Source organism: Chroococcidiopsis sp. SAG 2025 (assembly GCF_032860985.1).
In the GTDB taxonomy this organism is placed as follows: Bacteria; Cyanobacteriota; Cyanobacteriia; order Cyanobacteriales; family Chroococcidiopsidaceae; genus Chroococcidiopsis.
Genome location: NZ_JAOCNC010000001.1, coordinates 3577658 through 3603153, shown reverse-complemented (window position 1 = coordinate 3603153; position 25496 = coordinate 3577658). Strand labels below are relative to the sequence as shown.

Annotated in this window: 24 protein-coding genes; 5 read left to right on the top strand and 19 right to left on the bottom strand. The window is 46.0% G+C overall.

Going from position 1 to position 25496, the window contains the following annotated elements:
- Nucleotides 1-63: 63 nt before the first annotated feature.
- The 3 genes from N4J56_RS17465 to N4J56_RS17455 form a co-directional block, all read right to left on the bottom strand.
- Complete coding sequence (locus N4J56_RS17465; RefSeq protein WP_317107584.1) at nt 64-732, bottom strand: Fe2+-dependent dioxygenase; 669 nt, start codon at nt 730-732, stop codon at nt 64-66.
- A 178-nt stretch (nt 733-910) separates the two neighbouring features.
- A complete protein-coding gene (locus tag N4J56_RS17460; protein WP_410500523.1) occupies nt 911-1657 on the bottom strand; it encodes a histidine phosphatase family protein in 747 nt (248 codons plus the stop codon).
- A 456-nt stretch (nt 1658-2113) separates the two neighbouring features.
- Nucleotides 2114-3787, bottom strand: a complete 1674-nt coding sequence (locus N4J56_RS17455; RefSeq protein ID WP_317107582.1) for an iron ABC transporter permease — start codon at nt 3785-3787, stop codon at nt 2114-2116.
- Nucleotides 3788-3922: 135 nt separating this feature from the next.
- On the opposite strand from N4J56_RS17455, the gene N4J56_RS17450 reads away from it, so the two are divergent.
- Nucleotides 3923-4969, top strand: a complete 1047-nt coding sequence (locus tag N4J56_RS17450; RefSeq protein ID WP_317107581.1) for an ABC transporter ATP-binding protein — start codon at nt 3923-3925, stop codon at nt 4967-4969.
- Between the two features lie 67 nt (nt 4970-5036).
- On the opposite strand, the gene N4J56_RS17445 is transcribed toward N4J56_RS17450, so the two are convergent.
- From N4J56_RS17445 to N4J56_RS17390, 12 genes are all read right to left on the bottom strand, one after another.
- On the bottom strand, nt 5037-5315 hold the full coding sequence (locus tag N4J56_RS17445) for a hypothetical protein (protein WP_317107580.1): 279 nt from the start codon (nt 5313-5315) through the stop codon (nt 5037-5039).
- 163 nt (nt 5316-5478) lie between these two features.
- Nucleotides 5479-6507, bottom strand: a complete 1029-nt coding sequence (locus N4J56_RS17440) for a glycosyltransferase family 2 protein (RefSeq protein WP_317107579.1) — start codon at nt 6505-6507, stop codon at nt 5479-5481.
- Between the two features lie 223 nt (nt 6508-6730).
- The gene (locus N4J56_RS17435) at nt 6731-7648 is read right to left on the bottom strand and encodes an FAD binding domain-containing protein (RefSeq protein WP_317107578.1); all 918 of its coding nucleotides are present in this window, start codon (nt 7646-7648) and stop codon (nt 6731-6733) included.
- Between the two features lie 109 nt (nt 7649-7757).
- Nucleotides 7758-9905 (bottom strand): xanthine dehydrogenase family protein molybdopterin-binding subunit, encoded by a 2148-nt coding sequence (locus N4J56_RS17430; protein WP_317107577.1) that lies wholly within the window; start codon nt 9903-9905, stop codon nt 7758-7760.
- Nucleotides 9902-10153 (bottom strand): hypothetical protein, encoded by a 252-nt coding sequence (locus N4J56_RS17425; RefSeq protein WP_317107576.1) that lies wholly within the window; start codon nt 10151-10153, stop codon nt 9902-9904. Before N4J56_RS17425 ends, N4J56_RS17430 begins: the two co-directional genes overlap by 4 nt.
- 67 nt (nt 10154-10220) lie before the next feature.
- Nucleotides 10221-10973: an SDR family oxidoreductase gene (locus N4J56_RS17420; RefSeq protein WP_317107575.1), complete on the bottom strand. Its 753-nt coding sequence runs from the start codon at nt 10971-10973 to the stop codon at nt 10221-10223.
- A 6-nt stretch (nt 10974-10979) separates the two neighbouring features.
- Entirely contained in the window at nt 10980-11285 is a 306-nt protein-coding gene (locus tag N4J56_RS17415) for an antibiotic biosynthesis monooxygenase family protein (RefSeq protein WP_317107574.1), read from the bottom strand.
- 72 nt (nt 11286-11357) lie between these two features.
- Complete coding sequence (locus N4J56_RS17410) at nt 11358-12161, bottom strand: SDR family oxidoreductase (RefSeq protein WP_317107573.1); 804 nt, start codon at nt 12159-12161, stop codon at nt 11358-11360.
- Nucleotides 12162-12350: 189 nt separating this feature from the next.
- Nucleotides 12351-13103, bottom strand: a complete 753-nt coding sequence (locus N4J56_RS17405; protein WP_317107572.1) for a type 1 glutamine amidotransferase domain-containing protein — start codon at nt 13101-13103, stop codon at nt 12351-12353.
- Between the two features lie 64 nt (nt 13104-13167).
- Nucleotides 13168-14673, bottom strand: a complete 1506-nt coding sequence (locus N4J56_RS17400) for a GMC oxidoreductase (RefSeq protein WP_317107571.1) — start codon at nt 14671-14673, stop codon at nt 13168-13170.
- A 253-nt stretch (nt 14674-14926) separates the two neighbouring features.
- Complete coding sequence (locus N4J56_RS17395; RefSeq protein WP_317107570.1) at nt 14927-16180, bottom strand: NAD(P)/FAD-dependent oxidoreductase; 1254 nt, start codon at nt 16178-16180, stop codon at nt 14927-14929.
- Between the two features lie 287 nt (nt 16181-16467).
- Entirely contained in the window at nt 16468-16590 is a 123-nt protein-coding gene (locus tag N4J56_RS17390; RefSeq protein ID WP_317107569.1) for a hypothetical protein, read from the bottom strand.
- Between the two features lie 347 nt (nt 16591-16937).
- Between N4J56_RS17390 and N4J56_RS17385 the strand changes: the two genes are divergently transcribed.
- The 4 genes from N4J56_RS17385 to N4J56_RS17370 all read left to right on the top strand — a co-directional run bounded on the left by N4J56_RS17385 (nt 16938) and on the right by N4J56_RS17370 (nt 22588).
- Entirely contained in the window at nt 16938-18176 is a 1239-nt protein-coding gene (locus N4J56_RS17385; protein ID WP_317107568.1) for an efflux RND transporter periplasmic adaptor subunit, read from the top strand.
- A gap of 73 nt (nt 18177-18249) precedes the next feature.
- The gene (locus tag N4J56_RS17380) at nt 18250-21522 is read left to right on the top strand and encodes an efflux RND transporter permease subunit (RefSeq protein WP_317107567.1); all 3273 of its coding nucleotides are present in this window, start codon (nt 18250-18252) and stop codon (nt 21520-21522) included.
- A gap of 193 nt (nt 21523-21715) precedes the next feature.
- Nucleotides 21716-21925, top strand: a complete 210-nt coding sequence (locus N4J56_RS17375; protein WP_317107566.1) for a hypothetical protein — start codon at nt 21716-21718, stop codon at nt 21923-21925.
- 66 nt (nt 21926-21991) lie between these two features.
- Nucleotides 21992-22588, top strand: a complete 597-nt coding sequence (locus N4J56_RS17370; protein ID WP_317107565.1) for a GUN4 domain-containing protein — start codon at nt 21992-21994, stop codon at nt 22586-22588.
- A 76-nt stretch (nt 22589-22664) separates the two neighbouring features.
- Here the strand turns inward: N4J56_RS17370 and N4J56_RS17365 are convergent, their stop codons facing one another.
- The 4 genes from N4J56_RS17365 to N4J56_RS17350 form a co-directional block, all read right to left on the bottom strand.
- Nucleotides 22665-23675, bottom strand: coding sequence for a bestrophin family protein (locus N4J56_RS17365; protein WP_410500349.1), 1011 nt, complete (start codon nt 23673-23675; stop codon nt 22665-22667).
- Nucleotides 23676-23678: 3 nt separating this feature from the next.
- Complete coding sequence (locus N4J56_RS17360) at nt 23679-24371, bottom strand: carbonic anhydrase (protein ID WP_317107564.1); 693 nt, start codon at nt 24369-24371, stop codon at nt 23679-23681.
- A 175-nt stretch (nt 24372-24546) separates the two neighbouring features.
- Nucleotides 24547-24801, bottom strand: a complete 255-nt coding sequence (locus N4J56_RS17355; protein WP_317107563.1) for a DUF1830 domain-containing protein — start codon at nt 24799-24801, stop codon at nt 24547-24549.
- An 85-nt stretch (nt 24802-24886) separates the two neighbouring features.
- Entirely contained in the window at nt 24887-25276 is a 390-nt protein-coding gene (locus N4J56_RS17350) for a YdhR family protein (RefSeq protein ID WP_317107562.1), read from the bottom strand.
- Nucleotides 25277-25496 lie beyond the last annotated feature (220 nt).

Here is a 25496-nt window from a genome sequence, read left to right as displayed (position 1 = left end):
TTTTGATTTAATAATAATAATGTCATTAATAGGTACAGACTTTTAAAAAATTTTTGCATTAGCTCAAAACTCCGTCCACTGGCGCAAAAGATTGGCATGGCTTTTAGAAATTAAATCGAATACGGGCGTTTTGCCGGAGGCTTCAAACAGCGTTTGACGTGCCGTATCGAGATCGAACAAAATTTCTCGCTGCTGAGGATCGCGTACCAAACTTTGAATCCAGGTGACTGCTGCTAGGCGCACGCCTTGAGTCACGGCTTCCACGCGGTGCAACGTTGATGAAGGATAAACGATCGCCGACCCCGCAGGCAACTTAAATGCTACCTCTCCCTGGGTACTCTCTATTATCAGTTCTCCCCCTTCGTAAGTGGTAGGATTGCTGAGAAATAATGTCATCGATACATCCGATCGCATTAAAGGATCGTACATCAGAGCATTATCAATATGAGTGCCGTAAGACATGCCGATATCGTAGCGACTGATAGTTACCGGACGAACGATATAGGGACGCACCGCCATTTGGAATAAGGCGTGTCGCCGTAAAGCTGCATCGATAATCTCTCGCACGATCGCCAGTGCTGGCGATCCCTGGGGGAGTTGAGTATTGTGTTTGACCTGGCGGGCGTGCCAGCCAGCTGTAGCTTTACCGTCCACGAACTCAGCCATCTCCAGTTTGGCGATCGTAGTTTCTAGCTCTGTAGGGTTAAGAATATTTCCAATACACAGAATCATGGCGGCAATGCTGTAAGAAGGAGCGAGGAGCGAGGAGTGAGGAGCGAGGAGTGAGGGAAAGAAGAGAGCTGGGGGAGCAATTACAAGTCACAAGTCACAAGTCACAATTCAACCCCACACCCTACACCCCACACCCCACATCCTACACCCCATTCTTCACTGCTGCCCGAGCGCTGATTTATTGTGCCATTTTTGCCCATTCTTCAGGCAACATATTAGCGACGATCTCGAACTTACCCTTGCCATCTGGCTTCACAATGTATGCAACACCCTGAGGCTCTGGATAAATTCCTGTTGCCGCATCAAACACGTCGTCGTGACCCACAACTACCGTATTAGTTCCGTCAGCAGGCGCAGTCGTGAGGAATGGCATCACCGCAGTCCGCATTTGGGCTTTCTGGGCTTCGGTGTAATCTTCAGCAGGTGGAAAATTTAACGCTGCTCTCTTTTCAGTGCGACCAAACGCAATATCTGCTGTCTGCCAAGCACGGCAATACTCGCTAGAGTAAACTTGACCCACAGGAATCTTCAACGCTTCAAAAGCTTGACCGATCGTCCGTGACTGCTGCCAGCCAACTTCACTTAGCATCCGCTGAGTCGAACAATCTCCCATTTTTGCGGACACTTGGTCGGCATAATCCTTTTCAGTTTGGGCATGTCGGAAGTAAATGACATATCCACCGTTTTGCAAGGCGTTTAACAGTTGCTTGCCACTGAGCTTATCCTTGAATGATGTTCCTGCTTCACCGCCTTCACCGCCTTCACCACCTTGACTGGGGGTAGTAGTAGGAGGCTTGGCGGGACTACCACCTTCACCACCCTGTCTGGGAGTAAAGGTCGTGGGGGGCTTGGCGGGGCTACCACCTTCACCACCTTCGCCACCTTCACCACCTTCACCGCCTTCACCACCCTGGCTAGGGGTAATAGTAGTAGGAGGCTTGGCGGGGCTACCACCTTCACCACCTTGTCTGGGAGTAAAGGTTGTGGGGGGCTTGGCAGGGGTACTACCTTCGCCACCTTCGCCACCTTCGCCACCTTCACCACCTTGGGCTATCTTCATCACTGAAGGGCGATCGGGTATTTCGATCGCCCTTTCCGCAGCTGCTTCTGCGGCACGATCGGTTGCAGCGATCGCTGCCGCGCCTGAAAGGACGTAAGCGCCCACACCTACCCAGATTTTTACCTTACCTAAGTTCATAACTCACTAACCACATTAATTAACTAAGACCAGGGAACTACGTGCTACTCGAAAATCGATTCAGCACTATTTAGTCAAGACACGATTTGGCGTTTAACAAAACGCCTTTTCGAGCGCAGATAGTCTGCTAATGATAAGTTTTTGCATTAGAGAGGAATATACCACGATCTCGTGTCAAAAGAACTACCTGTAGTCAATTTCCTCCGATCTGGTAAGGGTAATCTGCCGACTTAAAGCAATCACAGGAATAATACCAACAGCAACAATTGCCAATGCGGGTGCAGCTGCCTCTGCCAAACGCTCATCTGCTGCCAGCCGATAGACCTCTACTGCCAGCGTATCAAAGTTAAACGGACGAACGATGAGCGTCGCAGGCAATTCTTTCATCACATCGACAAATACTAAAATTGCTGCCGTGAGTAAGCCACCACTCATCAACGGTGCGTGAATCTGCACCAGAGTGCGAGTTGTGCCACAGCCGAGCGATCGCGCCGCGTCATCCAGGTTGGGTTTAATGCGGCTGAGGCTTGATTCAACCGTGTTATACGAAACCGCCAAAAATCGCACCAAATAGGCAAATACCAGCGTTATAATTGTGCCGCTGAGCAACAAGCCAGTCGAAATCCCGAAAGTCGATCGCATCCCAGCATCTATCGCATTATCGATCGCCCCAATTGGAAACAGCACGCCCACGGCAATCACCGCGCCAGGAATTGCATAGCCCACCGTTGCCGTTCTGACTGCTACCTGCATACCCCAATTGGAACTCAGTCGCAAACCGTAAGCTAGGATGGGTGACACGACGACTGCCACTATTGCCGTTACTGCCGCTAGGATCAGGCTATGGCGAGAAAGCTCCCAAAAGCGTTCGCTGAAGTTGTGAGTCATGTCAGTCATTGCCATGTACAGCAAGCGTCCGGCAGGAATCAAAAAACCCAGTGCGATCGGCAGTCCACAAACGATGACAGCGGCGATCGCTCGCCATCCCCGTAACCTAAACGCAGACAATCGCTGATAGCGTCCCGTGTGGTGATAGCGCGTTTGCTGCCGAGACCAACGCTCCAGCCCGATTAGTAACAGCACAAATACCAATAACAACGCCGATAGCTGTGAAGCAGCAATTCGATCGCCCATACCAAACCAGGTGCGGTAAATCCCAACGCTAAACGTATTCACGGCAAAATATTGCACCGTACCAAAATCATTTAGCGTTTCCATCAGCACCAGCGATACTCCTGCGACAATCGCTGGTCTAGCCAGCGGCAATGCAACTCGCGTGAAGCTGCGCCACGGATTGCATCCCAGTAACCGACTTGCTTCTAGCGTACAAACTGACTGCTCTAAAAATGCCACTCGGCTGAGCAAATAAACATAGGGATATAGCACGAGACTGATAATGGCGATCGCTCCACCTAGCGATCGAACGGTGGGAAACCAGTAGTCATTTACGCTCGTCCAGCCAAATGCGGCTCGCAACGCCGATTGTACCGGACCGTAAAACTCCAACATCTCCGTATACACATACGCCAGCACGTAAGCTGGCGCAGCTAATGGCAGCAGCAGCGCCCATTCTAATAGCCGCTGTCCGGGAAATCGGCACATTGTCACCAACCACGCCGTCCCCACGCCAATCGCCACCGTACACAGCCCAACCCCCAGCATTAACCACAGAGAACTACTAATGTAGTCTGGTAGCACTGTGGTTAGGAGGTGGTTCCATACCGTGCCGGAGTTTGTCAAGACACTACTGAGGACCACTCCAATCGGAGCAAGAATCAGTAAGGCGATCGCTATAACTAACAACGTCCAGCCATTCCAGGAATGTTTGAAAATACGGCGAGAGTCGAGCGTATGCATAGGGCAATGAAGCAAAAAGATAATTAGAAACGATCTGTCCAGCCAATAATATGAAATTCTTGATGAGAATATATTGCAGGACTCCATTACACTATAAAGGCAAGTCTAAGTTTATATACTGGCTTTTCTGCTTTCATGTCCTCTCCTCTTCTCTGTCTGCATCAGGTTACTCGACAATTTTCCCGCCGGACTCAACCCGCCGTCTGTGGGGTTTCCCTATCGTTGCCAGCAGGCGATTTACTAGCGCTGCTCGGTCCCTCTGGTTGTGGCAAAACTACGCTCCTGCGGTTAATTGCTGGATTTGAACAGCCCCAGAACGGCACGATTGACATTGCCCAGCGGCGGGTATCGGGCGATGGGCATTGGTTGCCACCAGAACAGCGGAACGTGGGGATGGTGTTTCAGGACTACGCCTTGTTCCCGCATCTCACGGTGAGTCAAAATATTGCATTTGGCTTAGATCGCTCCTCCAAAACTGCGAAGCAGGTGAAAGATGCACTCGCCTTAGTCAATCTGACTGGTATGGAAAACCGCTATCCTCACCAACTCTCTGGCGGACAACAGCAGCGTGTTGCTCTCGCTCGTGCCATTGCTCCGCGTCCAGCGCTGATTCTGCTCGACGAACCGCTGAGCAATCTAGATGCACAAGTGCGATTGCGATTGCGGCACGAGTTGCGCGCGATCCTCAAAGCTGCGGGTGTATCGGCGATACTAGTCACGCACGATCGCGAAGAAGCGCTATCGCTCGCGGATCGGGTTGCAGTCATGTGCAACGGTTATCTAGAGCAAATTGATAAGCCAGAGTGTCTGTATCAACGACCAGCATCGCGATTTGTTGCCGAGTTTGTCACCCAAGCCAATTTGATTCCAGCTCAGCGTCAGGGTGATGTGTGGCGGACAGAAATCGGCACTATCCCTATTACCCTAACTGACGATTGCGATCGCCAAGAGGCAGTCGATCTGATGGTGCGTCAAGAAGAGATCGTTCTCACCCCCGTCCCTACCAGTCAAATCTCGATTCGCGATCGCCAGTTTCTCGGAGGCGAATATCGCTACGTCCTCCATACACCTAGCGGTCGTGAGATCGTGGCGCGGACTCCCACAAACACTTATTTAGCGGTTAACACTCCAGTGCAGCTAGAGATCGCCACCCAAAAGTTACAACTTTATCCTAAAACCTAAACTCACACCCCTTGTCAACTGCTTTGAGGAATGCAATAGGCATTACAATTTTGGAATGGTGAACCCGTTACGACCAGGGAAGTCTAGAGGCGAGCGCGCCTATTAGCACGATAAATCCTAACGCCCGCCGGAAGTAGTTAACACCTTGGAACAGTTCCAGCCATGCCCAAGTGAACAAGGAGCCAAAGGCGAGTGCGTCTAGCCCTGTGTGGAGGTTGCCAGTCGTGGGAATCAAATTGAGTAAAGTTGCTGCTAGCCAGACCAGAATCGGCAGATTGGGCTTTTGAGCCAGAACAATCTCGCCCTGGCTGTCCCGAAAAGTACGGTTGAACAAAGTGTCTTCCATATCGGTGAAGTGTAGGTATGATTTTTGAGTGTACTGTAGGCAGTGCGATGGCGCTCATCCACCAAAAGAGTAGTGTTTTAGGGAAGACTATTCAACGAATACGGACAATCTAGACGATCGCTTCGTTAGTGTAGGAAAAATCTGTTTCAGAACTTCCACAATGTTAGATGGGTGTGGTGACAGTCGAATGTTCTCCAGCATCTGCTATTGTTTTGACTCGTTGCAGATCGCGGAGCAACCGAAAACGTCGAATGCTTAGAAAGAGTGGATTTGCATGATAATATGCCCGCAAGTAGATTTCAATCTTTTCTATTGCAGAAGTATTAGACAAGTATTCCTCAATTGAGGACTTACACTCTGGTTCAATCCCACCTGTTTGCCAATATATACCAAGACCAATGCCAAAAATTTTATTAGCAAAATTGATCGTAACTGGAAATTTATTTTGCATCCAATAAGCAGTTAAAATTAAGATTCTGGCTTCAACTTGTTTCTTATTACCATGAAAAAAATCTAAGGTAAAAGCATTATTTTCATGAACCTTCTGAATGGCTAAGTCCTCATTTAGAAAGAATCCAGATGACAATGCTAAAGCTGTAAATTTGATGTAATGATCTCCTAAGGAGATATTTTGAGCAACTGGCATTGGCAGGAGTTGTTGAAGTAGCGATCGCTGAAAACAAAGTCCTGATGTTGCTGGAACAAAATACGGTAATTTTCCTTGTCGTACCTGTTGTCTAAAGTCTACTTTGTGGCTAGAGATGCCGTCAGGATCGCTTCTTATAACCGTGTTTTTACTATAATCAAGCAACTTGAGAGGGTGATAACACCAACCAAGATCTGAATTTAGTAGAAAAATTTCAACAATTTTTTCTACCTTCGTTCGGTCAAAAGCATCATCAGAATCTAAAATGCAAATAATTTCACCTTTGCTAGCAAGAAACCCTGCATTAAAAGCAGAAGCTTGTCCGCCATTTTCTTTGAAAATTGAAATAATTCGATCGCCGTATCCAGAAATCACGTTAGGAGAATTATCAGTAGAACCATCATCAACTACAATTACCTCAACGTTAGAATAAGTTTGGTTAAGGGCGCTGTCAATCGCCTCTCCTAAAAACTGACCGTAATTATAGTTATTAATGAGAATACTAACTAACGGATTTGTTACAAAACTACTGAAGTTTGTTTCCAAGATTACCTCCTAAACATAATGATATCAACTAAAACACGGACGACTGGCGGTGAAATGGACAGATGAGGGATACGCTCCAAGTATTCCCAGCACATAAGTTGCAGGCACTAGTTTATAGACATTTTTCTACAGCTACTTTAGTTTCTCTGCTTACAGATACAAATGGGTTTAGAGACTATAAAGTAATAGTGAAAAGACTGCGATCGCATTTCCCGGTTGCAAATCAAATATAACTGCGAACCTCGACACGTTCGGTAGCGCGAGTGAGCGATCGAGCAGTAAGCACACCCATTAGGTGAGTGCGATACTCTGCCGAGATGTAGTTGTTAGAAAGGCTATTCAGTACTTTGCTAGCTTCCTGGCTTATAGACACGCTTTCTGTTGCTAGATTAGCCGCAGCCGCAATGTTTTTTGTTGTCGGTGCTTTGCCCTCCAGTGCTGCCTCGACCTGACGCAGACGGATAGCATGAGTATGAGCGCCAGTAACAGCCACACGGCATTTACTCACAATACCGCTGGACGATCGCCTAATCAAGCTCGCAATGCCACAGATGGTATAGCCACTGGCTGGGTGTTGGAACTTTTCGTAGGCACTATTAGTTCCGGTAACATAGGGTGGCAGATCGATCGAAGTGACGATCTCACCAGGCTCCAGTCCGATATTGAAAGAGGCGTTGATGAACTCTTCAGCCAAAATCGCACGATGACTGCTTGGAGCGATCGTGTTGAACGTTGCTTCTAGAACCAAAGCAGCGGCAGGCAGATCGCAGGCTAAGTCATGGTAGGCGAAGATGTCACCGATTCTGCCCCAGTTGCGGATCTGGGCATCACCAATGCTCGACGCTGCTTCAGCCAGAGCGCGATACTTTTCCTTAACCTTGAAGGCATTAGCGGTTTGGGCATAGGTAGTCATGACACCAATTTGGACGACACCGTTCGGATCGCGATTGAGACCAATCCCTTGCAAACCTTGAATTTTTCCTAGATCTACTAGTAGTAAGGGGGAGACTCGACCCAGCTTCATTTCTCTCAGTAAGCTGTGACCACCAGCAAGAATCTGTGCTCCGTTGTTCTCTTTTAGCAAATTCGCCGCAGCTTCCAGAGTTGCAGGTGCAGCGTAGTCAAATTGAACTGGAATCATGTAATTTTATCCATTATTCAGTTATTCTGCGTCAGTCGAAAAATTTAAGTTGCAGTAGTAGGCGGATTCTGTCCATAACCCACGACCCACGATCTCGCGATCGCCCTACTCAAGAGTCATTATCCCTGGGGATTTCCTGCATCACCCGCCAAACTTTTTCCGGCGTTACAGGCATATCGATGTGAGTGACTCCCAAGTCGGAAAGGGCGTTACAAACAGCGTTGACGATCGCCGGAGGTACAGCCGTAATGCTGACATCACCTGCTCCCTTTGCTCCAAGCGGGTTATGAGGAGTAGGTGTGACAGTGCGATCGAGTTCAAACTTGGGTAACTGGGAAGCTTTCGCGATCGCGTATGTCGTAAATTCGTCTGTCAGAATTCGTCCGTCGCGATCGTATACAGCCTCTTCAAACAGGGCTTGACTGATACCAAAATGGATATTACCGTGCGTTTGACCATCCACGATCGTGGGATTTCCCACATTGCCGAAGTCATCTACTGCTACATAACGAACGACTTCAATCTGACCAGTTTGTTCGTCAATTTCGACCAGAGCAATGTGAGTGCCGAAAGGATAATTGAAATCTGGCGGATCGAAGTAGGCGATCGCTTCCAAACCGGGTTCCATCCCTGCTGGTAAATCCCAAGCGTACCAAAGCGCCAGCGCAATCTCCTTTAAAGTTTTGAACTGCTCGGGCGCACCTATAACATAAAATTTACCTCGATTGACTACCACATCTGACTCTGCCACTTTGAAGATGTGGGCTGCCATTTGACGTGCTTTCGCGTCGATCTTTTGGGTAGCTTTGTACACTGTCGCTCCTTCCACGCTGAAGGAGCGCGAACCATAGCTGCCTTGGGCATAGATAGCACCTTTAGTATCGGAGTGCAGCACTTCAATTTGCTCCAAGTCAACACCAAGTACCTCAGCGATAATCTGAGAAAAAGATGTCACCTGACCCTGACCGTGTGGTTGCGCCCCAGTAATCAGAGTGACATCACCCGTTGGGTGAACGCGAATGTGGGCGCTTCCCCAAGTACTCCCATTCAAACCTATGTCTCTAGCCATAAGGGGGCAGGGACCAACACCTGCGATCGCGACATACGAACCAATTCCAACTCCGAGACGTTTGCCGCGCGTTCTAGCTTCCGCCTTCCGCTGTGCGATGTTGTTGTAATCGATTGTCGTTAGAGCTTTATCGAGCGCTACCTCATAATTGCCAGAGTCATAAGTCCAGCCCAAACCGTTCTTATAGGGGAAGCGATTGGCAGCAACCATATTTTTACGGCGGACTTCAGCCGGGTCCATGCCAATCTGCCGTGAGAAGAGATCGACCATGCGCTCGATCAGGAAAATTGCCTCAGCACGACCAGCACCCCGAGCCGGACCATTGGGAACGAGGTTAGTAAACATACAGTAGACTTCATAGAAGGGATGCTCGATCGCATAGACCCCCGTAATGCTGCAACCTGTGAGGATTGCAGGAGCGCCTGGTCCATTCGTAGCTGGGTAAGCTCCCAAATTGGCGTAGTTCGTGCAATGAAGCGCAGTAATCTGACCTTCTTTTGTCCCAGCTATAGTTACGTACTGGATTTGATCGCGAGCTTGCACCGTAGAGCGGGCTAAGCCTCTGCGCGTGTCAACCCACTTGACAGGGCGACCTAGCTCCTTAGCCAAAAAAAGTACAAGAGCCGTATCTGGGTAAAGATAACCCTTGGAACCAAAGCCGCCGCCAATATGGGGAGCGATGACACGCAGCTTGTTGTAGGGAATACCCATCACGAGTTGAGAGAGCAGAAAGCGGTTACCATGAGGAATTTGGGTGTTTGTCCACAGAGTGTACTCCCCAGTCTCGGGGTTATAATCGCCGATGGAAGCGCGAAGTTCTACGGGATTATGGATTACTCGTTGGTAGCGGATTCTTTGCTTGACGACCACCTCAGCATTGGCGATCGCCTGCTCCGTCGCCTGTTTATTCCCGTGAGAGATGTACTGGTTGAGATTGTTGGGTACTGTGTCGTGTAGTTGAGGTGCATCGGGCTGAAGTGCTTCTTCTGCATTGACGATCGCTGGCAACGGTTCGTATTTCACCTCGATTGCTGGCAGGGCATCATAAGCTTGCTGACGGGTTAAGGCGACCACCACTGCCACAAATTCGCCAATGTAACGAACCCTATCTGTAGCCAGAACAGTTTGGGCTCCGGGTAGTCCGTAGGGGTAGGAGGGAAAACGGGATTCTGCACCACCAGGATTCATGATGCACGGTAGGGGCAGAATGGAACTAGTATCAGCTCAGCTCCAGTAATCACCCGTACAACCCCAGGCATTCGCTCTGCGGCACTGGTATCTATACTTTGGATCAGTGCATGACCGCGATCGCTATGCAAAATTGCCGCGTGCAACAGATGAGGCAGCGTCATGTCAGCTGTAAACTTGGCTTCCCCTCGCAGAAGTTCTGGATCTTCGCGTCGCTTCACTGATGTCCCTAAGATTTTGTTAGCCATGCTGCTCCTGTTTTACGAGCGTGCTGAATTTTTTGCCGAGATTGCCCTTGCTTCGATCTCGCTCACCTTACTGGACGCTATATCCTCCATCGATCAGCATATTGTGTCCGGTGACGAAGGAAACTGCTTTTGAACACAACCACACCACAGCTTCTGCTACCTCCTCTGGTTCGCCAACACGTCCCACGGGATGCGCTGCTGCAAGTTGAGAAACTATATCTTCAGTGGCACTGTTCAACATATCGGTATTGATGGAACCGGGACTCACGACATTGATACGGATACCAGATTTGGCATACTCTATCGCTGCCGATCGCGTTAAAGCAAGGATTCCGCCTTTAGTCGCAGCGTAAGCGGCATAGCCCGCAAACGCAACGATACTAGCGGCAGAAGCCAAGTTCACAATCGCGCCACTCTTCTGTTTGAGCATCGCTGGAATTTCGTACTTGAGGCAAAGCCACGTTCCTTTGAGGTTTACGTTGATATGACGATCCCATTCATCTTCTGACACATCGGTGAGTAAACTGGATGCCGAGATGACACCAGCGCTGTTGCAAGCGCAGTCTAAACGACCGTAAGTATCCATAGTTTTGTTAACCAGCGCTTCTACTTCAGCAGCCTTTGACACATCAGTCTTGATGAAAAGGGCTTCGCCTCCTGCCTCTTGTATGCGACGCACGGTCTCCTGCCCCTCGGCATCGCGACGGCTGGCAGCCACGACTTTCGCTCCAGCGCGTGCAAACGCAAGTGCTGTTGCCTGACCAATACCAGATGAAGCCCCAGTAACAAGGGCGACTTTTCCATACAATCGATCTGTCATAAAACTTTATTTTTTCAGGGAAATAGGTGTTTTTTTGTAATGCTGCATTTCATCAACTGACTTAATGTAAGGAGATACCAATTGAAAAAACTTTGGGAAATACGAACTGTTCCGAAAACCCTGCATATGACCTTCAATGGAATCCCAATCAATACGAAGAATGTAACGATTCGGTTCCTCTACACAATGAGCCAGCTGATAGCCCAGACAGTTAGGAGATTCTGCTAAATATTGCTGCGCCTGTTCGTAAGCAGATTCAAAAGCACTTTCTTGACCGGCAGGAATGTTGTACCTAATGATTTCAATTACCATGAGGTTTTCTCCATAGATGAATTCAATTTGTACGGAAAAGAGCGTAGCGCGTTGGAAACGGAAGTTATCAACTCAATTGACAGTACTTGTGCCACCACCGTCCACTCGGAGGTTCGCGCTGTTGATGAAATCTGCAAGGGGGCTTGCTACATAAGCAACAAGATTTGCGATATCTTCAACCCATGCCAAACGACCAACTTGGTTGTACCAAATCTCTTTGAGTACGTTTTTTTCAATCTCCGCCCAGTCCGTACCCCAGCCTCTGCTAGCTGCGGTTTCGCGGAAAAAACTCTCAAGTCCTGAAGTTCGGACAATGCCGGGGCTGATTGAGTTGCTCGTTACCCCTGTTTGTGCTAACTCCTTGGCTAGGCTCACCGTCAAATTAAGGATTGCCGCTTTGGTAGCTGCGTAGTCGGGCATATTTGCAAAAGGCTGCGTTGCTTCGGTGCTGGCGATCTGAATAATACGCCCCCAGCCGAGTTCCTTCATTTGGGGTACGAGAAGGCGAATCATGCGCACCATAGAAACTACGTTGGCATTGTACATTTGGAGCCATCCATCGGTCGGAGTATCCATCCAGCCTCGGTTGAGAAACATGCCCGCACAATTGACCAAAATATCCACGCCGCCCAGAGACTGCAACGCTTTGTCTGCGGTTTGATATGCGCCTTCATCCGTTGAGAGATCTCCAATGGCAACCACCGCCTTTCCACCGCCTGAGGTAATTTCCCGAGCTACTCGATTCGCCTGTTCTTCCTTGCGAGCGTGTATGACAACGATCGCGCCTTCCTGAGCCAGCACCTTCGCAATGCCCTCACCAATACCGCTACTACTACCGGTAATCAGCGTCCGCTTGTCACGTAGCTGTAAATCCATAAACTTGACTCACAAAAAGTATTGTTTGTCGTTTGACTGTTTTACATTAAAGACTGCTCCTCTTAAAAAATGCAACTTTAATTTTGGGAATTTTGGCAAGTAACTATACTGCCTATACAGCCGTCCTCGCGATCGCACTTGCCAAACTCTCTTACCCCCAATCCCGATGATTTCCAGGTGTGTCAACTTCTAGGCTGGAACTTTAACTTTGTTTAATTTCTGCGCAAAGGCTTTGGCTACCGCATCAGAGGAATAAGGATTCTGCCCTGTGACAAGGTTACGGTCTTCTACTACGTGCGAACCCCAGATAATATTAGCTTTCTCGTAAATGCCACCTAACCGCTCTATTTCAAACTGTAGTATAAAGGGTAGCATCCCTGCTATTGGTGTCACTAGTTCTTCTTCGTGGGAGAAGCAGGTCATGCGGTAACCCTCAAAAGGCCAGCGACCTTCGGGGGTTCTCAGCGCCAAAAGTCCGCTTCCTCCGTGGCAAACAGCTGCTATTGGCTTGTCCAACTCGATCGCCCAACGGAAGAGTTGCGTCATCGTATCCGACTTCGGCATATCCTGCATCGCACCATGACCGCCACTCAGGAAAATACCATCGTAGGAGGCGACTTGTGCTTTAGTAAATTCATCCAAATTTAAAGGTTTTTTGAGATCGGATGATGCCTCAATAAACTCGATAAACTCTCTGGCTTGCTCGGAGTCGTCTACTTGCGATCCTACTGGTCTGACGTACGGCATGAAGTTCGGATCGATGCTGGTTTTATCCACGCTCGGTGCAAGACCACCTATTGTCGCTACATCAACTTCATATCCCTCTTGCTTAAAGATCTGATAAGGAAGGACAAACTCCTCAGCCCAAAACCCTGAAGCATGTTTCTCTCCAGTTGATAGGGTGAGAGTAGCTGAGTTGGTCATCAGTATGAGAATCTTCATGGTATAAAATACACTCCTTGGTATTACATTGGTATTACAGTTGTAAATGGGCGCAGCAAACAGTTTAGTGAATATCTGCGATGATTCGATCCATACAGCGTTCTGCTAAAGCAGCGATCGTGAATGCAGGATTTGTACATCCTGTAGAGCCAGGAATCAGCGCACCATCGACGACATAAAGTCCTCGATAACCAGATACTTGCCCGTAGTCATCGCACGCTTTTCCTAGAACTGCTCCCCCCAGTGGATGGGCAGTGATAACAACATCAGTTTCAGAGGTAGGTTGGTTTGTGGTCGTGGGAGTATAAAATCTCATTTCCGTCACAGGCGTTTTGGTAGAAATGGCATTTTTACTGTCAAGAGTTTTGTAGGTTTTCTCTGTGTCTGCCATGAGTTGGGTTTCTCGGGGATAGTGTAACTTGACAGAATCTGTGGACGCATCATACGTGAAGGTTCCGCTGTGTGAGGGTAGACCCAAACCAAGACACTGTTGCGTTCCTTCAGGACTAGCCCAATTTTCAAGATTTATGAGTACGATCGGGCGATCGAGGTTGTCGAAATTTTCTAGAACTGCACCCGCAGGTCCTCCTTTCCCAGATACAGGTGGTAAATTTGAACGAGTCGCAATGGTATCGCCATTAGAACTCCAAAATTTACCGACGTAGTTATTTAATCTAGGTAATGAACCTGTCGCTTTAGCTTTGACTAAAAGTTTAGAAGTCCCCATAGATCCAGCTGCTAAAAACAAATAGCGACAGCGAAAAGATTTGTGTTCGACAACCTCTCCTGATTCATTTATTTGATGACATGAAACTCGGTAACCAGCTTCAGGACTTTCAGCAATTTCTACTGCTACATGTAGAGGAAGTACTTCTACGAAACCAGTTTTTTCTGCTTGGGATAAGTAATTGCGATCTAAGCTCTTTTTAGCACCGCTATTGATACCCCACCAATGGTCTCCGATAATAGTGGACTGTACTTTTGTACCATCGATCTCTTCACGAACTATATTCCAATCAACAGCTAATTCTAGTAGATGATTGCGGAATCCTGCTTGAGTGGCATGTTGAATAAATAGCCGCGTTGTATCATAGTAAATAGTATTTAAAATATCTGGAGGAATTGGCGAAGGCTGTAAAATTGAATGAACGCGAGGGTAATAAACTGTATTCAATTCATCATAACTAATCGAACTAGGAAAAACCTTCTGAAATAACTCAGGGATGGGTTGATAAATAATACTATTATAAACTAATGAGCCGCCTCCAACTCCAGCACCATTTAAAACAATAATTCCATCTTCAACTAAGGTTTCCATCACGCCTGTATGTATGTCGATCGGCTGCCCAAATATAGTTTCTGGACTAAGCCAAGCGGCTCGACCATCAGGATTATGAGGAGTAGCAAAAGTATTTTGGGCAGGTGTAATCTGCCAACGACGACCTCGCTCTAGCACTACTGTATCGATACCTGCTTGTCCTAAACGTAAAGCTGCAACGGCTCCACCAAAACCACTACCAATAACAAGAGCTTCTACAGATTCATCATTTTTATGTAGCTTATGAACCATAAAACCTCCACATCGCAATTTATGAGCTGTTGTGTATATATTTTGGATTAATTATGTTATTCTTGTTTTTTTTAGGCCAATTCAATTGAATTTCGTTGGCTTTAATATTTCAAAGTTTAGATCTCGCAAAATACAACGGCAAGAGTCAAATTTTTGAAGTAAGGATGTATTCTTTACACTCAAGTAATCAATCGTTGTCGAGAGCGCGAGCAATAGTAAAATGTTTCCGACTTTCACAACAATTTCTGTGGAATCAAACCAAATTTTTAGCGTGATGGAACACTTCTTCACTGAGCCATTCAGTAGTGACTTTTAAATTGTGGACTGGTGTAGGCAGCATCTCTAGGTATGTTAGTTGACGGATTGCATGACCTATCCTGCCTTTAACTTCGTGCTTGTTAAATATTTCAGCAGCAGCCTCTTGCGTACCCAGTTTCATCAACGTTCCGCGCAAGAATATGCGACTAGCCTTGGGTTTCTCACCTGCTGAAACAGCAACTAGGTTACGGGCGATCGCCTTCGCCTGCTGATAGGCAACCTGTGCCAGAGCTGGCTCGGGCTTGAGCAACGTCACGCAGTCGCCTCCAGCAAAAACTTCTGGATAGCCGACTAGGTTAAGGGTTGGCGTGATGAAGGGACGAGCGTGCTTGTCGCGCTGCTCGTCGGGAATCGGAAGTTTTTTGACTAGTGGATTGATGGCTGTACCTGCCGTCCAAATCATCGTTTCAGCTTCAAGCACGGCAGGTTGGTTGTCGCGGGTATACTCCACTTTACCTGAATCTAGAGCAGTGACAGCAGCTCCAGTCAATAGTTCAACTGGAACGACATGCTTCTGTAGAGCAGCATAAGCAGTCTCGCGCAAACAAGCGTTCACATCACCAGAGAGAATATTTTGACTGCGATTCATCAACACTAGTCGGATCTCGTGAGGATTACCACCTAACTTGGCATACCAGGTAGGCAATAAATCCGCCAGCGTGTTTGCCAGTTCGACACCCGTTGGACCTGCACCGATGACAGCAATCGTCAGTAATTTCTGCCGCAACTGGGAATCTTCAATTTGGCTAGCGCGTTGTAGAGACTGGCGTAAATGCTGACGCAGGGCAAGGACATCCAGCCCACTGCGAAACGGGAAAGAGTACTCTTCAGCTCCCGGGGTTCCAAAGTATCCTACTGTGCTTCCTACAGCAAGCACGAGATGAGTGTAGGTATAATGCAAGCCAGAAGCCAGTTCGATCTTGCGTCCGGCTAAGTCTATATGCTCAACGCTGTCCTGCACGAACGTCACGCCGCTTCCTTGAAGCAGTTCCTCATATTGGGGCCAAACCTGGTTTGCATCCATCTGCCCGTTGAGAAATTCAAATAGTAGGGGCTTAAAAACAAAACGCTCGGAGCGATCAATCAAAATTATCTGACCCGTATAGCCTAGATGACTCAGGTAAAGGGCAGTAAACAATCCAGTAAAACCACTACCCACGATCGCAGTTCGCAGCGTTGATTGGCTCATTTGACCTCCAAAGATGTACCAGATTGGGATGAAATCGAGAAGCTGAGCGGTAGCGAACGAAGTAAAAACTAAGCAGTTGATTAGTCCGTAAATTTTGGATTTATGAGTGGCAATTTCGATCTGTGATTTCCTAAATAGTAAGAAGTACAAAGCACGGTTGCAAGGGTCGCTCTTTCGGAGTAAGTCTGTATTCTTTGTACAAAAGAAGCAGAACAAATCGAGCGATCGCAACGAAAATAAACCCAAGGTTTTAAATCCGCTCGACCTATATTTTGTTATTGATATTCCTAGCGATCGCAGCCACCGATCGCCTGAATTTGTTCAGAGTTGCTTTGCCAGCAATTTATGAGCTGGAAAACCACTTGAAGAATTGTCCAAACAATGTGGTGTTTCTGATGAAACCCTTTCATCGCTGCATTTTTCCAGCTTTTGTCCTGTACTGAGCGAAAAAAAAACAAACTTACTCAGAAATATTAACCCTAGTGACCTTGCAGCCTCACTCTTAGAATGGGCGAGTATACATCGACCGTCAAACACGAGGCTAAATAAATGCTACCAGTGCGATCCCTTTATTGCTCAAATTCTTTTTTCATATGCTTGAAACAGAAAAAATTTTCATTGCTTAATCTTTTTTAATTCTTGTTTGCATTTAATATTATTTAGAAAAACAAACCTACGACTTTATTTCGACTTAAGATTTAGCAAAAAATATCAAGTCAAAGTAAAAAAAGTAAAAGTATACTAATGGAAAATTAAAATGAAATACAACGCTTTACTAACAGCAAAAGTCATAGGTGTAGCCCTTCTAGCTTCCACCTTCACTAGTAGCTGCAAATCGAGTACGCTTCCTGCTACAGCAAGCAAATCCCCTGCTGCTATTCCTATCAAGTTGCAAACACTCAAATCTAGTTTAGTTCAAGATAATTCTGAATTTGTCGGAACGTTAGAAGCTGTCAAGAGAGTTGTCCTACAACCAGAGATTGAGGGTCGGATTGTTAAAATTCACGTCTCCAATGGAGATCGAGTTGACAAGGGAACGCCAATTGTACAGCTCCGCTCCGATCGCACTCAAGCCGAATATGCCAGTGCTATTGCTAAGGTCAACTCTGCTAGAGCAGTCAGCATCACTGCTTTAGCGCAACTAAAAGCAGCAGAAGCTAACAAAATTAAAGCTGCATCGGAAGTAGAACTTCAGAAGATACAATATCAGCGAGCCGAGCGACTAGTCAACGAAGGAGTACAAGCTAGGCAGCAATTAGATATTGCACATAGAGATTTGAATACAGCCATTGCAGCCCTCCATGCTGCTGAGGAAGATGTAGAAGCTGCCAAATCCAGCTCTAATCAAATGAAGACTGAAATTAAGCAGGCTCAGGCAGAAGCAAATGCTGTCAATGTCTCTCTTCAGTACAAACAAGTGCTAGCACCGATCGCAGGTGTAGTTGGAGATTTTCCTGTCAAGGTGGGAGACTACGTTAATATCGGTCAAACTCTGACCAACATCACCCAGAACGATTCGGTAGACCTACGGCTCTCGGTTCCGATCGAACACTCATCTCAACTAAAATTAGGGTTGCCTGTAGAATCGATCGACCCCAACACAAATAAGCGCATAGCCACAGGCAGTATTTCTTTTATTAATCCTCAAGTCAACACTGGCGACCAAGCAATCTTAGCTAAAGCTCGCTTTTCTAATCAACATGGGAAATTACGTGATGGCGAATTTGTCAAAGCAAGAGTGATTTGGAGTCAAAGCCCTGGAGTCTTAATCCCTACGGATGCCGTATTTACCATCGGCGACCAAAGCTTTGTTTATAGCGTCGAGCAACAAGGGAGCAAAACAGTCGTGCGGCAAAAGCCCGTACAGTTGGGAAATATCAAAGGTCAGAAATATCAGGTACTCAATGGAGTGAAGCCAGGAGAAAAGATTGCTGTCACGGAAATTTTGAACTTAAGAGATAACGCCCCCGTGCAGCCGATAGCGTCTGAATCCTAAATCTTAAGCAATAGCTCTGTTCTACTGTCCCAACACTTCCACTATCCCAAAAATTAATAGGAACTCCTGGACTATGCTGTTGAGTATTGCTAACACTTTCATCAAAAGACCGATCTTAACTACAGTTTGCACTGTACTGATTCTCTTGATTGGCGGAATTTGTATTCCCCTGCTTCCTTTGGATAAGCTGCCGGAAATGGCTCTAAAGCAGGTGACTGTAACTGCTAACTATCTGGGTAGTGATGCCAAAACCTCTGAGGAAAACGTCACCACCGTTCTGGAGCGGCAAATCAATGGCACAGAGCGGGTCGTATATATGTCTTCTCAAACGACGAATAATGGTGATACGAGTATCAACATTTCTTTCCCGACGGAAATGGACAGGAACACTGCTCAAGTTCTTGTCCAAAATAATGTTGCCGTTTCTCAAGCCGAGCTACCTGAAGAGGTAAACCGAACTGGTGTCATCACCCAAAAACAATCTCCCACGATTACGATTGCTTACGCCTTTTATGCCGACAAGGATAAGAACGATCGATTTACGTACAATCCTGTTTTCGTGAGTAACTATGTCGATCGCCAAATTCTCGATGAAATCAAGCGGATCGAGGGGGTGGGGAACGCCGTAATTTTGGGAGAACGGAAGTATGCCATGCGGATCTGGCTTAACCCCGATGCCCTTGCCGCTAGACAATTGACGGCTCAGGATGCGATCGATGCCATTTCAGAACAGAATATTCAGGTAGGAGCAGGCAAAATTGGTCAGCAGCCCACTCCATCCGAGCAGCGTTACGAATTTGCCCTGAGAGCGGCTGGTCGATTCACGACTCCCGAAGAAGCCGAAAATACAGTGGTGAAAGTCGGTGCGGATGGTACGCTGATCAGAATTAAAGATGTGGGTCGAGCGGAAATAGGGGCGCAAGATTATAGTACCAATGCCATGTTCGATGGCGCGCCAGCAGTCGGTCTTTTAGTCTACCAACTTCCTGGTACAAATGCCTGGAACACGGCTAAGTTGGTCAAAGAAAAAATGGCGGAGCTAGAACAGAATTTTCCGCCTGGATTGAAAGCAGAAGTTGCCTTAGATAATACTTTATTCGTGGCAGCTTCCCTCGACGAAGCCTTTAAAACTCTAATCGATGCGATCGCGTTGGTGTTCTTAGTCATCTTCATCTTTTTACAGGACTGGCGCACCACTATCGTTCCTGCTATTGCCATTCCAGTTTCGCTAGTTGGGGCAATGGCTTTAGCGTTTGTATTAGGATTTAGTCTCAATCAACTGACTTTGTTTGGCATCATCTTAGCAACTGGTCTTGTGGTAGATGATGGAATTGTGGTGGTGGAGGCAATATCTGCAAAGTTAGCTCAAGGAATGAAACCACTGCAAGCAGCTCTAGATGCTATGGGGGAACTGACAGGGGCGGTTGTCGCGACATCAGTTGTACTCATGGCGGTGTTTATTCCCGTGACTTTCTTCCCTGGGACGACAGGAATTGTCTACAAGCAATTTGCGCTGGTTATTGCTTTCTCGATCGCCATTTCTACCTTTAACGCCCTGAGCTTCTCTCCTAGTATGTCAGCTATTCTCCTGCGAAGGCAGGAGGAAGTACACGGACCTTTGGGAGTCTTGTTTCGTTGGTTTAATCAGGTTTTTGACTGGTTCAAAACGGGATATACCAAGACAGTAGAATTTCTGATTCGGGTTCGGCTGCTTGTCATTCCTGTTTTTATTGCCGGATTGATCGCGACGGGTTGGATCTATCAGACAACTCCTCAAGGGTTTATTCCTGAAGAGGATCAGGGCTATTTGTTTGCTATTGTCGAAGCTCCAGCGGGGGTTTCTTTAAACTACAGTGCCGACCTCTTGACGCGGATTACTGAAGAAGTGATGCTACCGTTACCCGAAGTCGAACATGCATTTGGCACTGCTGGCTATGGGTTTGAAGGAAATGCTAGCAACAAGACACTTCTATTTGTCAAGTTGAAAAACTGGGAGGAGCGTCCTGGCGCAGATAAGTCAGTTTTTGGGGTTCTGCAAAAGGTTAACCAGGGGTTACAGGAAAAAGTTCCAGAAGCCCGGGCAATTGCCGTCAACGCACCGCCAGTGGATGGATTAGGTTCTACAGGTGGGTTTGAGCTATACATCCAAAATAAAGCTGCCCTGCCTATGGAAGCGCTGATCGACAATACCCAAAAGGCGATCGCCGCAGCCCAGAAACGACCGGAATTGGCGGGAGTGTTTACTCAATTTACCTTCGGTACGCCAATGATGCAAATTTCTATCGATCGCAGCCAAGCCAAGGCACAGAACATCGAAATTAACGACATTTTCAATACCTTACAGACATATTTAGGCGCACGATACATTAACCAATACGTTCTTGGCGGGCGGCTGTATCGAGTTTATGCCCAAGCAGAAGGAACGGTGCGCTCTAATCCCGAGGATATAAGTCGTTTGTACGTACGCTCTCAAGATAACAACCTCGTCCAACTGAGCAATGTCGTAAACTTGACAAGATTGAACTATCCGCCAATTGTGAGCCATTACAACGCCTATCCTGCGATCAAAATTCAAGGCGCAGCAGCACCAGGCTATAGTACAGGACAAGCCATACAAGCGATGGAAGAGGTCGCTCAAGAAGTGTTGCAACCGGGATTTGGCTACGCCTGGACGGGAACTGCTTTTCAAGAAAAATCCTCTGGGGGTGCTGCACCGATTATTTTTGGTTTAGCTTTTGTGATGGTCTTTCTGGTGCTAGCCGCTCAGTATGAAAGCTACGTCGATCCCACCATCATTATGATTACAGTACCCTTGGCGATCTTGGGTGCTATTGGTGCAGTTGTCTTACGGGCAAATATTTTTCAAGCTGGTGGAGTTTGGCCAGCGGTTAACAATAATATCTATGCCCAGGTAGCTTTGGTGATGTTGATTGGTCTAGCGAGTAAGAACGCAATTCTGATTGTAGAATTTGCCAACCAGTCGTTAGAGACAGGTATGGATATTACCCAGGCAGCAATTCGAGCTGCTAAAGAACGCTTGCGACCGATTCTGATGACTGCCTTTGCTGGTCTTGTCGGTTTCTGGCCCCTGGTAATTGCTAAAGGAGCTGGAGCAATGAGTCGTTGGTCTTTAGGGACAGCGCTTTTTGGTGGCTACCTCATTTCGACAATCTTGAGCTTGTTTTTAGTACCAGTGCTGTACGTCACGATCAAGAAACTAGAAGAGCGTTTCTTAAAATCAGGTAAATCAGGTTTACCTGGCGAGTCAGGATTTCAACAACCGCAGATTCAAGACGAGAGGGAGCAGGCTCTTCCCAATTTTCAAGCTTCTTCTCAAAACGAATGAACTATTCGATTTAGTCAAGTAGTATTCCGAGGTAACGGCAATGTTTCGTAAATGGAATTTCAACGACTATCTTAACCACATCTTGTTTGCTGTCACCATTTTCTATCTGTTCTATTCCTTTTTCTTACACCACTAATCCAATTTCCTCTATAGGACAACTATGAAGGTCAGGCTAATTATTTTGTCAGGAATTATGACCGCTCTTGTCGGCGTAGTTATTAGTTTAGCTGCTACCAAAATTGGTCAGCGTAACTTTAATCAACTTCAATACGAAAGCCAGTCTTACCAAAATTTGCATAAAAAATATGCTTTGATTGGTGCTAGTTTAGGATTCCTTGTCGGTGCTGGACAAGAATGCATTCGGGAGCTGAAGACTGCAAGGGATAAAGAAATAGAGCAATAAAACAAGTAGCAGCTCGTTTGTTTATCTTATCAGAAACTCAAAACAAGTACTTTAATTAGGAATCTAATGTCTACTACACATGAGTCTGAAATCATTGCTCGTTTAGCCGTAATGGAAGAGCAATTACAGCAATTCAACCAGCTTTTCTCTTGCCTTAGCGAACGAGTTACTCAGTCAGAGGATAATTTGCGACTAGTTGCAGATATCCACAAATACAAAAAGCTACGAGATTTATTAGCAGCAGGGAATTTACAAGAAGCGGACTGGGAAACTATTCGGGTCATCCTGGCAATAACAGGACAGCGAGAACTAGAATCTATTACCCCTGAAGACGTGAAGCAATTTCCCTGCAACGAACTGCACGTAATTGATAGCCTCTGGACAAGTTATAGCAAGGGTCGCTTTGGCTTCAGCGTGCAGATACAGATTTATCAAAACGTAGGTGGTTCTCTTAATACCACTATTGCCCAGGATAATACAGTTATCGAACGCTTCGGCGATCGCATAGGTTGGCGCGTAGATGGCAAATGGCAAAAATGCGATCGCCTTGATTACACTCTTGCTGCGCCGATAGGCTGCCATCCCTCGCGGTGGTGGAATTCGCCCTTTGGTTCAAAAATGACTAACTATTTCTTCAATCGCCTGCTCACATGCAATCTCTAGATCGGCAACAGCATAGCTAAAATTGCTATGTTTTCGTGCCGATCGAGAATTACTAAATGTTAACTTGTTCGCAATCTTATACTCGCCAAGAACAACTGCTGCTGGGAGCAACTTTAATTAACTCTTCAACATTTTGTAGCATAGTGTTGCAAATTACATCTAAGGGTAGATCGTTGGCATCGTAACCAAAAGGTTCTTCTATTTCCGAGCCAATTTGTTCGATACTTAACAAAGTGAAACTTACAAAAGCCATAATTAAACCAGTCCACCAAGTCAAGTTTTTAACTAATTCCAGCGGCAGTATTAAGCAATAGATTAATACCAGTAACCTAAATTTAATGGAATAGATTAAAGGTAGTGGTGTTTTCAAAATGCGCTCGCAGCCTCCCAAGATATTGATTAACTCATCTAGCAGAGCGTGCAAGGCAGTTAGTTGATAGATATTCAAACAATTACGTTCGTACTGATGTTGCAGATAATCTCTGATCCAAAAGACAATTTGTAGTGGAGAATGACGAACGGATTTGAGTTGAAAATACTGGTTTTCTGACATCAATGAAGCTAACTGCTTATCCACTGATTCTGCTCTTAGATGTAATTTCATGGCAATTGGAAAAGCTACTAACAGCTTGAGTACTGCCTCTTTCTCTACTCTTTCTTGATGTGACTTATCTTTAACTACAATGTAAATTCCTTGAGCTAAATTCCGAACTGTATTGACTAGCCTTCCCCAAAGTTTGCGGGCTTCCCAAAAGCGATCGTGAGCTGTATTCGTGCGAAAAACTAACAATAAAGTTAGACCTACGTTGAAACTTAAAATGGCATTAGTAATGACATCATTTTTTTCTGGAAACACTATTTTTGTGTCAAAATAGTGGATTAATGATATGAAAAAACCATATCCACTACAAAAAAGTACCCAAGGAAAAATGACTGGAATAACTGTTCTTTCAAGCCGTATAATGACTCGAAACCAATTTAGTGTTTCACCAGTGTACAGGTGATGCTTTCCTTTAAATGTGTTTCTTGCCTTATTGAGCAAACGCTTGCACTGCTCTAGGGCGTTATTAGGCTTGATAAAGTTCATATTTTACAACTCCATTAACTCCGATAAACCCGAGCGTGCGCCAGCTATGGGGTCAGGTACAGGCAGTGGATCTTTAATCGGGACAAATTGACCTAAGTTGGCATTATAGGCAATGACATTTCCACTCTCAATCTCATAAACCCAGGCATGAAGAAAGAGTTGCCCCGATCGCAGTCGAGAGCGAATGACTGGGTAAGTCTCTAAGTTTTCTATCTGCGTCAAAACGTTTTCTTTAACGGTAAGACTTAAAAGTTCCTCGCCTTCATATTCTTGATAGTTATCCTGAACTAGGCGACGAGTGGCTGCTGCATAATGCTGTAACCATTCGTAAACCAAAGGCATCTCTTGAGCGAGGCTGCCTAACTGCAACAACCCCTTCATAGCGCCGCAGTGAGAATGACCGCAGATAATAATATCTTTAATCCCTAAAGCCTGAATCGCATATTCAATTGCTGCGGCTTCAGTAAAATTTGCAGTACCAAAAGGTGGAACGATGTTACCAACATTGCGAATGACAAACAGTTCGCCTGGTTGAGTTTGAGTAATCAGATTTGGATCGATTCGAGAGTCAGAGCAAGTGATAAAGAGTACCTGGGGAGCCTGACCTTGAGCCAGCCGCCCAAACATCTCTTGGTGAGAGCAAAAGTAATTGATTCGGAACTTCTCTACACCTTTAACCATATCTTGCATGGACATTGCTTGATACCTCGCTAAATGGATAACTACAGGAGAGCGGGCGAACAAATACGTATATTTAAAAACTTATTTCTATAATTTTTTTAATGAATTCATTAATTTAGTCGTAGCGACATTTATTTTTACGATCGCCTTCTCTAATCCAGCTTAAAGTTACTTAAAAGAGCGCTGCTAGTCAATCCATTTGGAGGCGAACGCAGGGTATCTTATCCGACAAAATAGCACTGCACATATCGCATGTATGGATTTCTAAATGAGCATTTTTCGGAGCCTCAAATAAAATACGTTGACCTGAGAAAATAACGCGCTCAAAGTGATAATATGAAACATTCGTAATCCGGAGAATCTGAATTTTTCGAGTGCTATTCACATAGCAACAAAGAAGCTTTAGAGAACGCTGAGTTTGTGGAGGAGCAAATATAAGAGCCATCTGTTACAATTTTCCTACCAAATCAAATTGTCAGATTCAGTCCATCGCATTTACACTAATACAGTCATGAAACATAAAATGTTTCTTATTGAAACAAAATACTTTCATTAGTTTTAAAACTATTTGACTTGAAACCGCTTAAACATCTGAGTATATCGGTAACAGATCCTTCGGCTAGAAAACTATATTTTTCATTAAGCTCGAATGATTTAACGACAATCTCTTCAAAGTTTGGATCGCTGACAATCCGATTAAATATTGTTCCGTTAAAATAATCAAAAACACTCGCTTCATCCTCAAACAGATAAATACCCCCTGCTTTTGAAGTAGTTTCATTGTTAATCATCCAAATTTTCTGGATTAGCCCCGGAACTTGAGCAAGCGCTTGAGTAAAATCTAGCATAACTGTTCTGCTACTAGCTGTTTTCTTCTGCGAGCGATCGCGCTTGAAATCGATTTGGATAATTTTTGCCATTTTTCTCATCAACTCGATTGATTGAAACAAGGCGTACTTCGTCTACGGTCATCGCAGCTTAAATAAACAAGGTTAAATAAAAACTAGTTTTTCTCAGCTCTCGATTGGCGACCAATTGTATTTTCATAAATATGAAAAAGCGGAACGTATTGTGAAAGACATAGATCGTATACACAATACGTTCCGCACTGCTTCCGTCTATTGGTTGTTAGGAACGTGA

Bases quoted from the DNA above. Each gene is read 5' to 3' on its own strand.
- N4J56_RS17425 (WP_317107576.1), bottom strand. From the start codon at position 10,153: ATGGCTAACAAAATCTTAGGGACATCAGTGAAGCGACGCGAAGATCCA.
- N4J56_RS17355 (WP_317107563.1), bottom strand. From the start codon at position 24,801: ATGGCTCTTATATTTGCTCCTCCACAAACTCAGCGTTCTCTAAAGCTT.
- N4J56_RS17380 (WP_317107567.1), top strand. From the start codon at position 18,250: ATGCTGTTGAGTATTGCTAACACTTTCATCAAAAGACCGATCTTAACT.
- N4J56_RS17405 (WP_317107572.1), bottom strand. From the start codon at position 13,103: ATGAAGATTCTCATACTGATGACCAACTCAGCTACTCTCACCCTATCA.
- N4J56_RS17415 (WP_317107574.1), bottom strand. From the start codon at position 11,285: ATGGTAATTGAAATCATTAGGTACAACATTCCTGCCGGTCAAGAAAGT.
- N4J56_RS17360 (WP_317107564.1), bottom strand. From the start codon at position 24,371: ATGTCCATGCAAGATATGGTTAAAGGTGTAGAGAAGTTCCGAATCAAT.
- N4J56_RS17465 (WP_317107584.1), bottom strand. From the start codon at position 732: ATGATTCTGTGTATTGGAAATATTCTTAACCCTACAGAGCTAGAAACT.
- N4J56_RS17370 (WP_317107565.1), top strand. From the start codon at position 21,992: ATGTCTACTACACATGAGTCTGAAATCATTGCTCGTTTAGCCGTAATG.
- N4J56_RS17350 (WP_317107562.1), bottom strand. From the start codon at position 25,276: ATGGCAAAAATTATCCAAATCGATTTCAAGCGCGATCGCTCGCAGAAG.
- N4J56_RS17435 (WP_317107578.1), bottom strand. From the start codon at position 7,648: ATGATTCCAGTTCAATTTGACTACGCTGCACCTGCAACTCTGGAAGCT.
- N4J56_RS17365 (WP_410500349.1), bottom strand. From the start codon at position 23,675: ATGAACTTTATCAAGCCTAATAACGCCCTAGAGCAGTGCAAGCGTTTG.
- N4J56_RS17400 (WP_317107571.1), bottom strand. From the start codon at position 14,673: ATGGTTCATAAGCTACATAAAAATGATGAATCTGTAGAAGCTCTTGTT.
- N4J56_RS17395 (WP_317107570.1), bottom strand. From the start codon at position 16,180: ATGAGCCAATCAACGCTGCGAACTGCGATCGTGGGTAGTGGTTTTACT.
- N4J56_RS17390 (WP_317107569.1), bottom strand. From the start codon at position 16,590: ATGAAAGGGTTTCATCAGAAACACCACATTGTTTGGACAATTCTTCAA.
- N4J56_RS17410 (WP_317107573.1), bottom strand. From the start codon at position 12,161: ATGGATTTACAGCTACGTGACAAGCGGACGCTGATTACCGGTAGTAGT.
- N4J56_RS17385 (WP_317107568.1), top strand. From the start codon at position 16,938: ATGAAATACAACGCTTTACTAACAGCAAAAGTCATAGGTGTAGCCCTT.
- N4J56_RS17375 (WP_317107566.1), top strand. From the start codon at position 21,716: ATGACCGCTCTTGTCGGCGTAGTTATTAGTTTAGCTGCTACCAAAATT.
- N4J56_RS17430 (WP_317107577.1), bottom strand. From the start codon at position 9,905: ATGAATCCTGGTGGTGCAGAATCCCGTTTTCCCTCCTACCCCTACGGA.
- N4J56_RS17450 (WP_317107581.1), top strand. From the start codon at position 3,923: ATGTCCTCTCCTCTTCTCTGTCTGCATCAGGTTACTCGACAATTTTCC.
- N4J56_RS17445 (WP_317107580.1), bottom strand. From the start codon at position 5,315: ATGGAAGACACTTTGTTCAACCGTACTTTTCGGGACAGCCAGGGCGAG.
- N4J56_RS17455 (WP_317107582.1), bottom strand. From the start codon at position 3,787: ATGCATACGCTCGACTCTCGCCGTATTTTCAAACATTCCTGGAATGGC.
- N4J56_RS17420 (WP_317107575.1), bottom strand. From the start codon at position 10,973: ATGACAGATCGATTGTATGGAAAAGTCGCCCTTGTTACTGGGGCTTCA.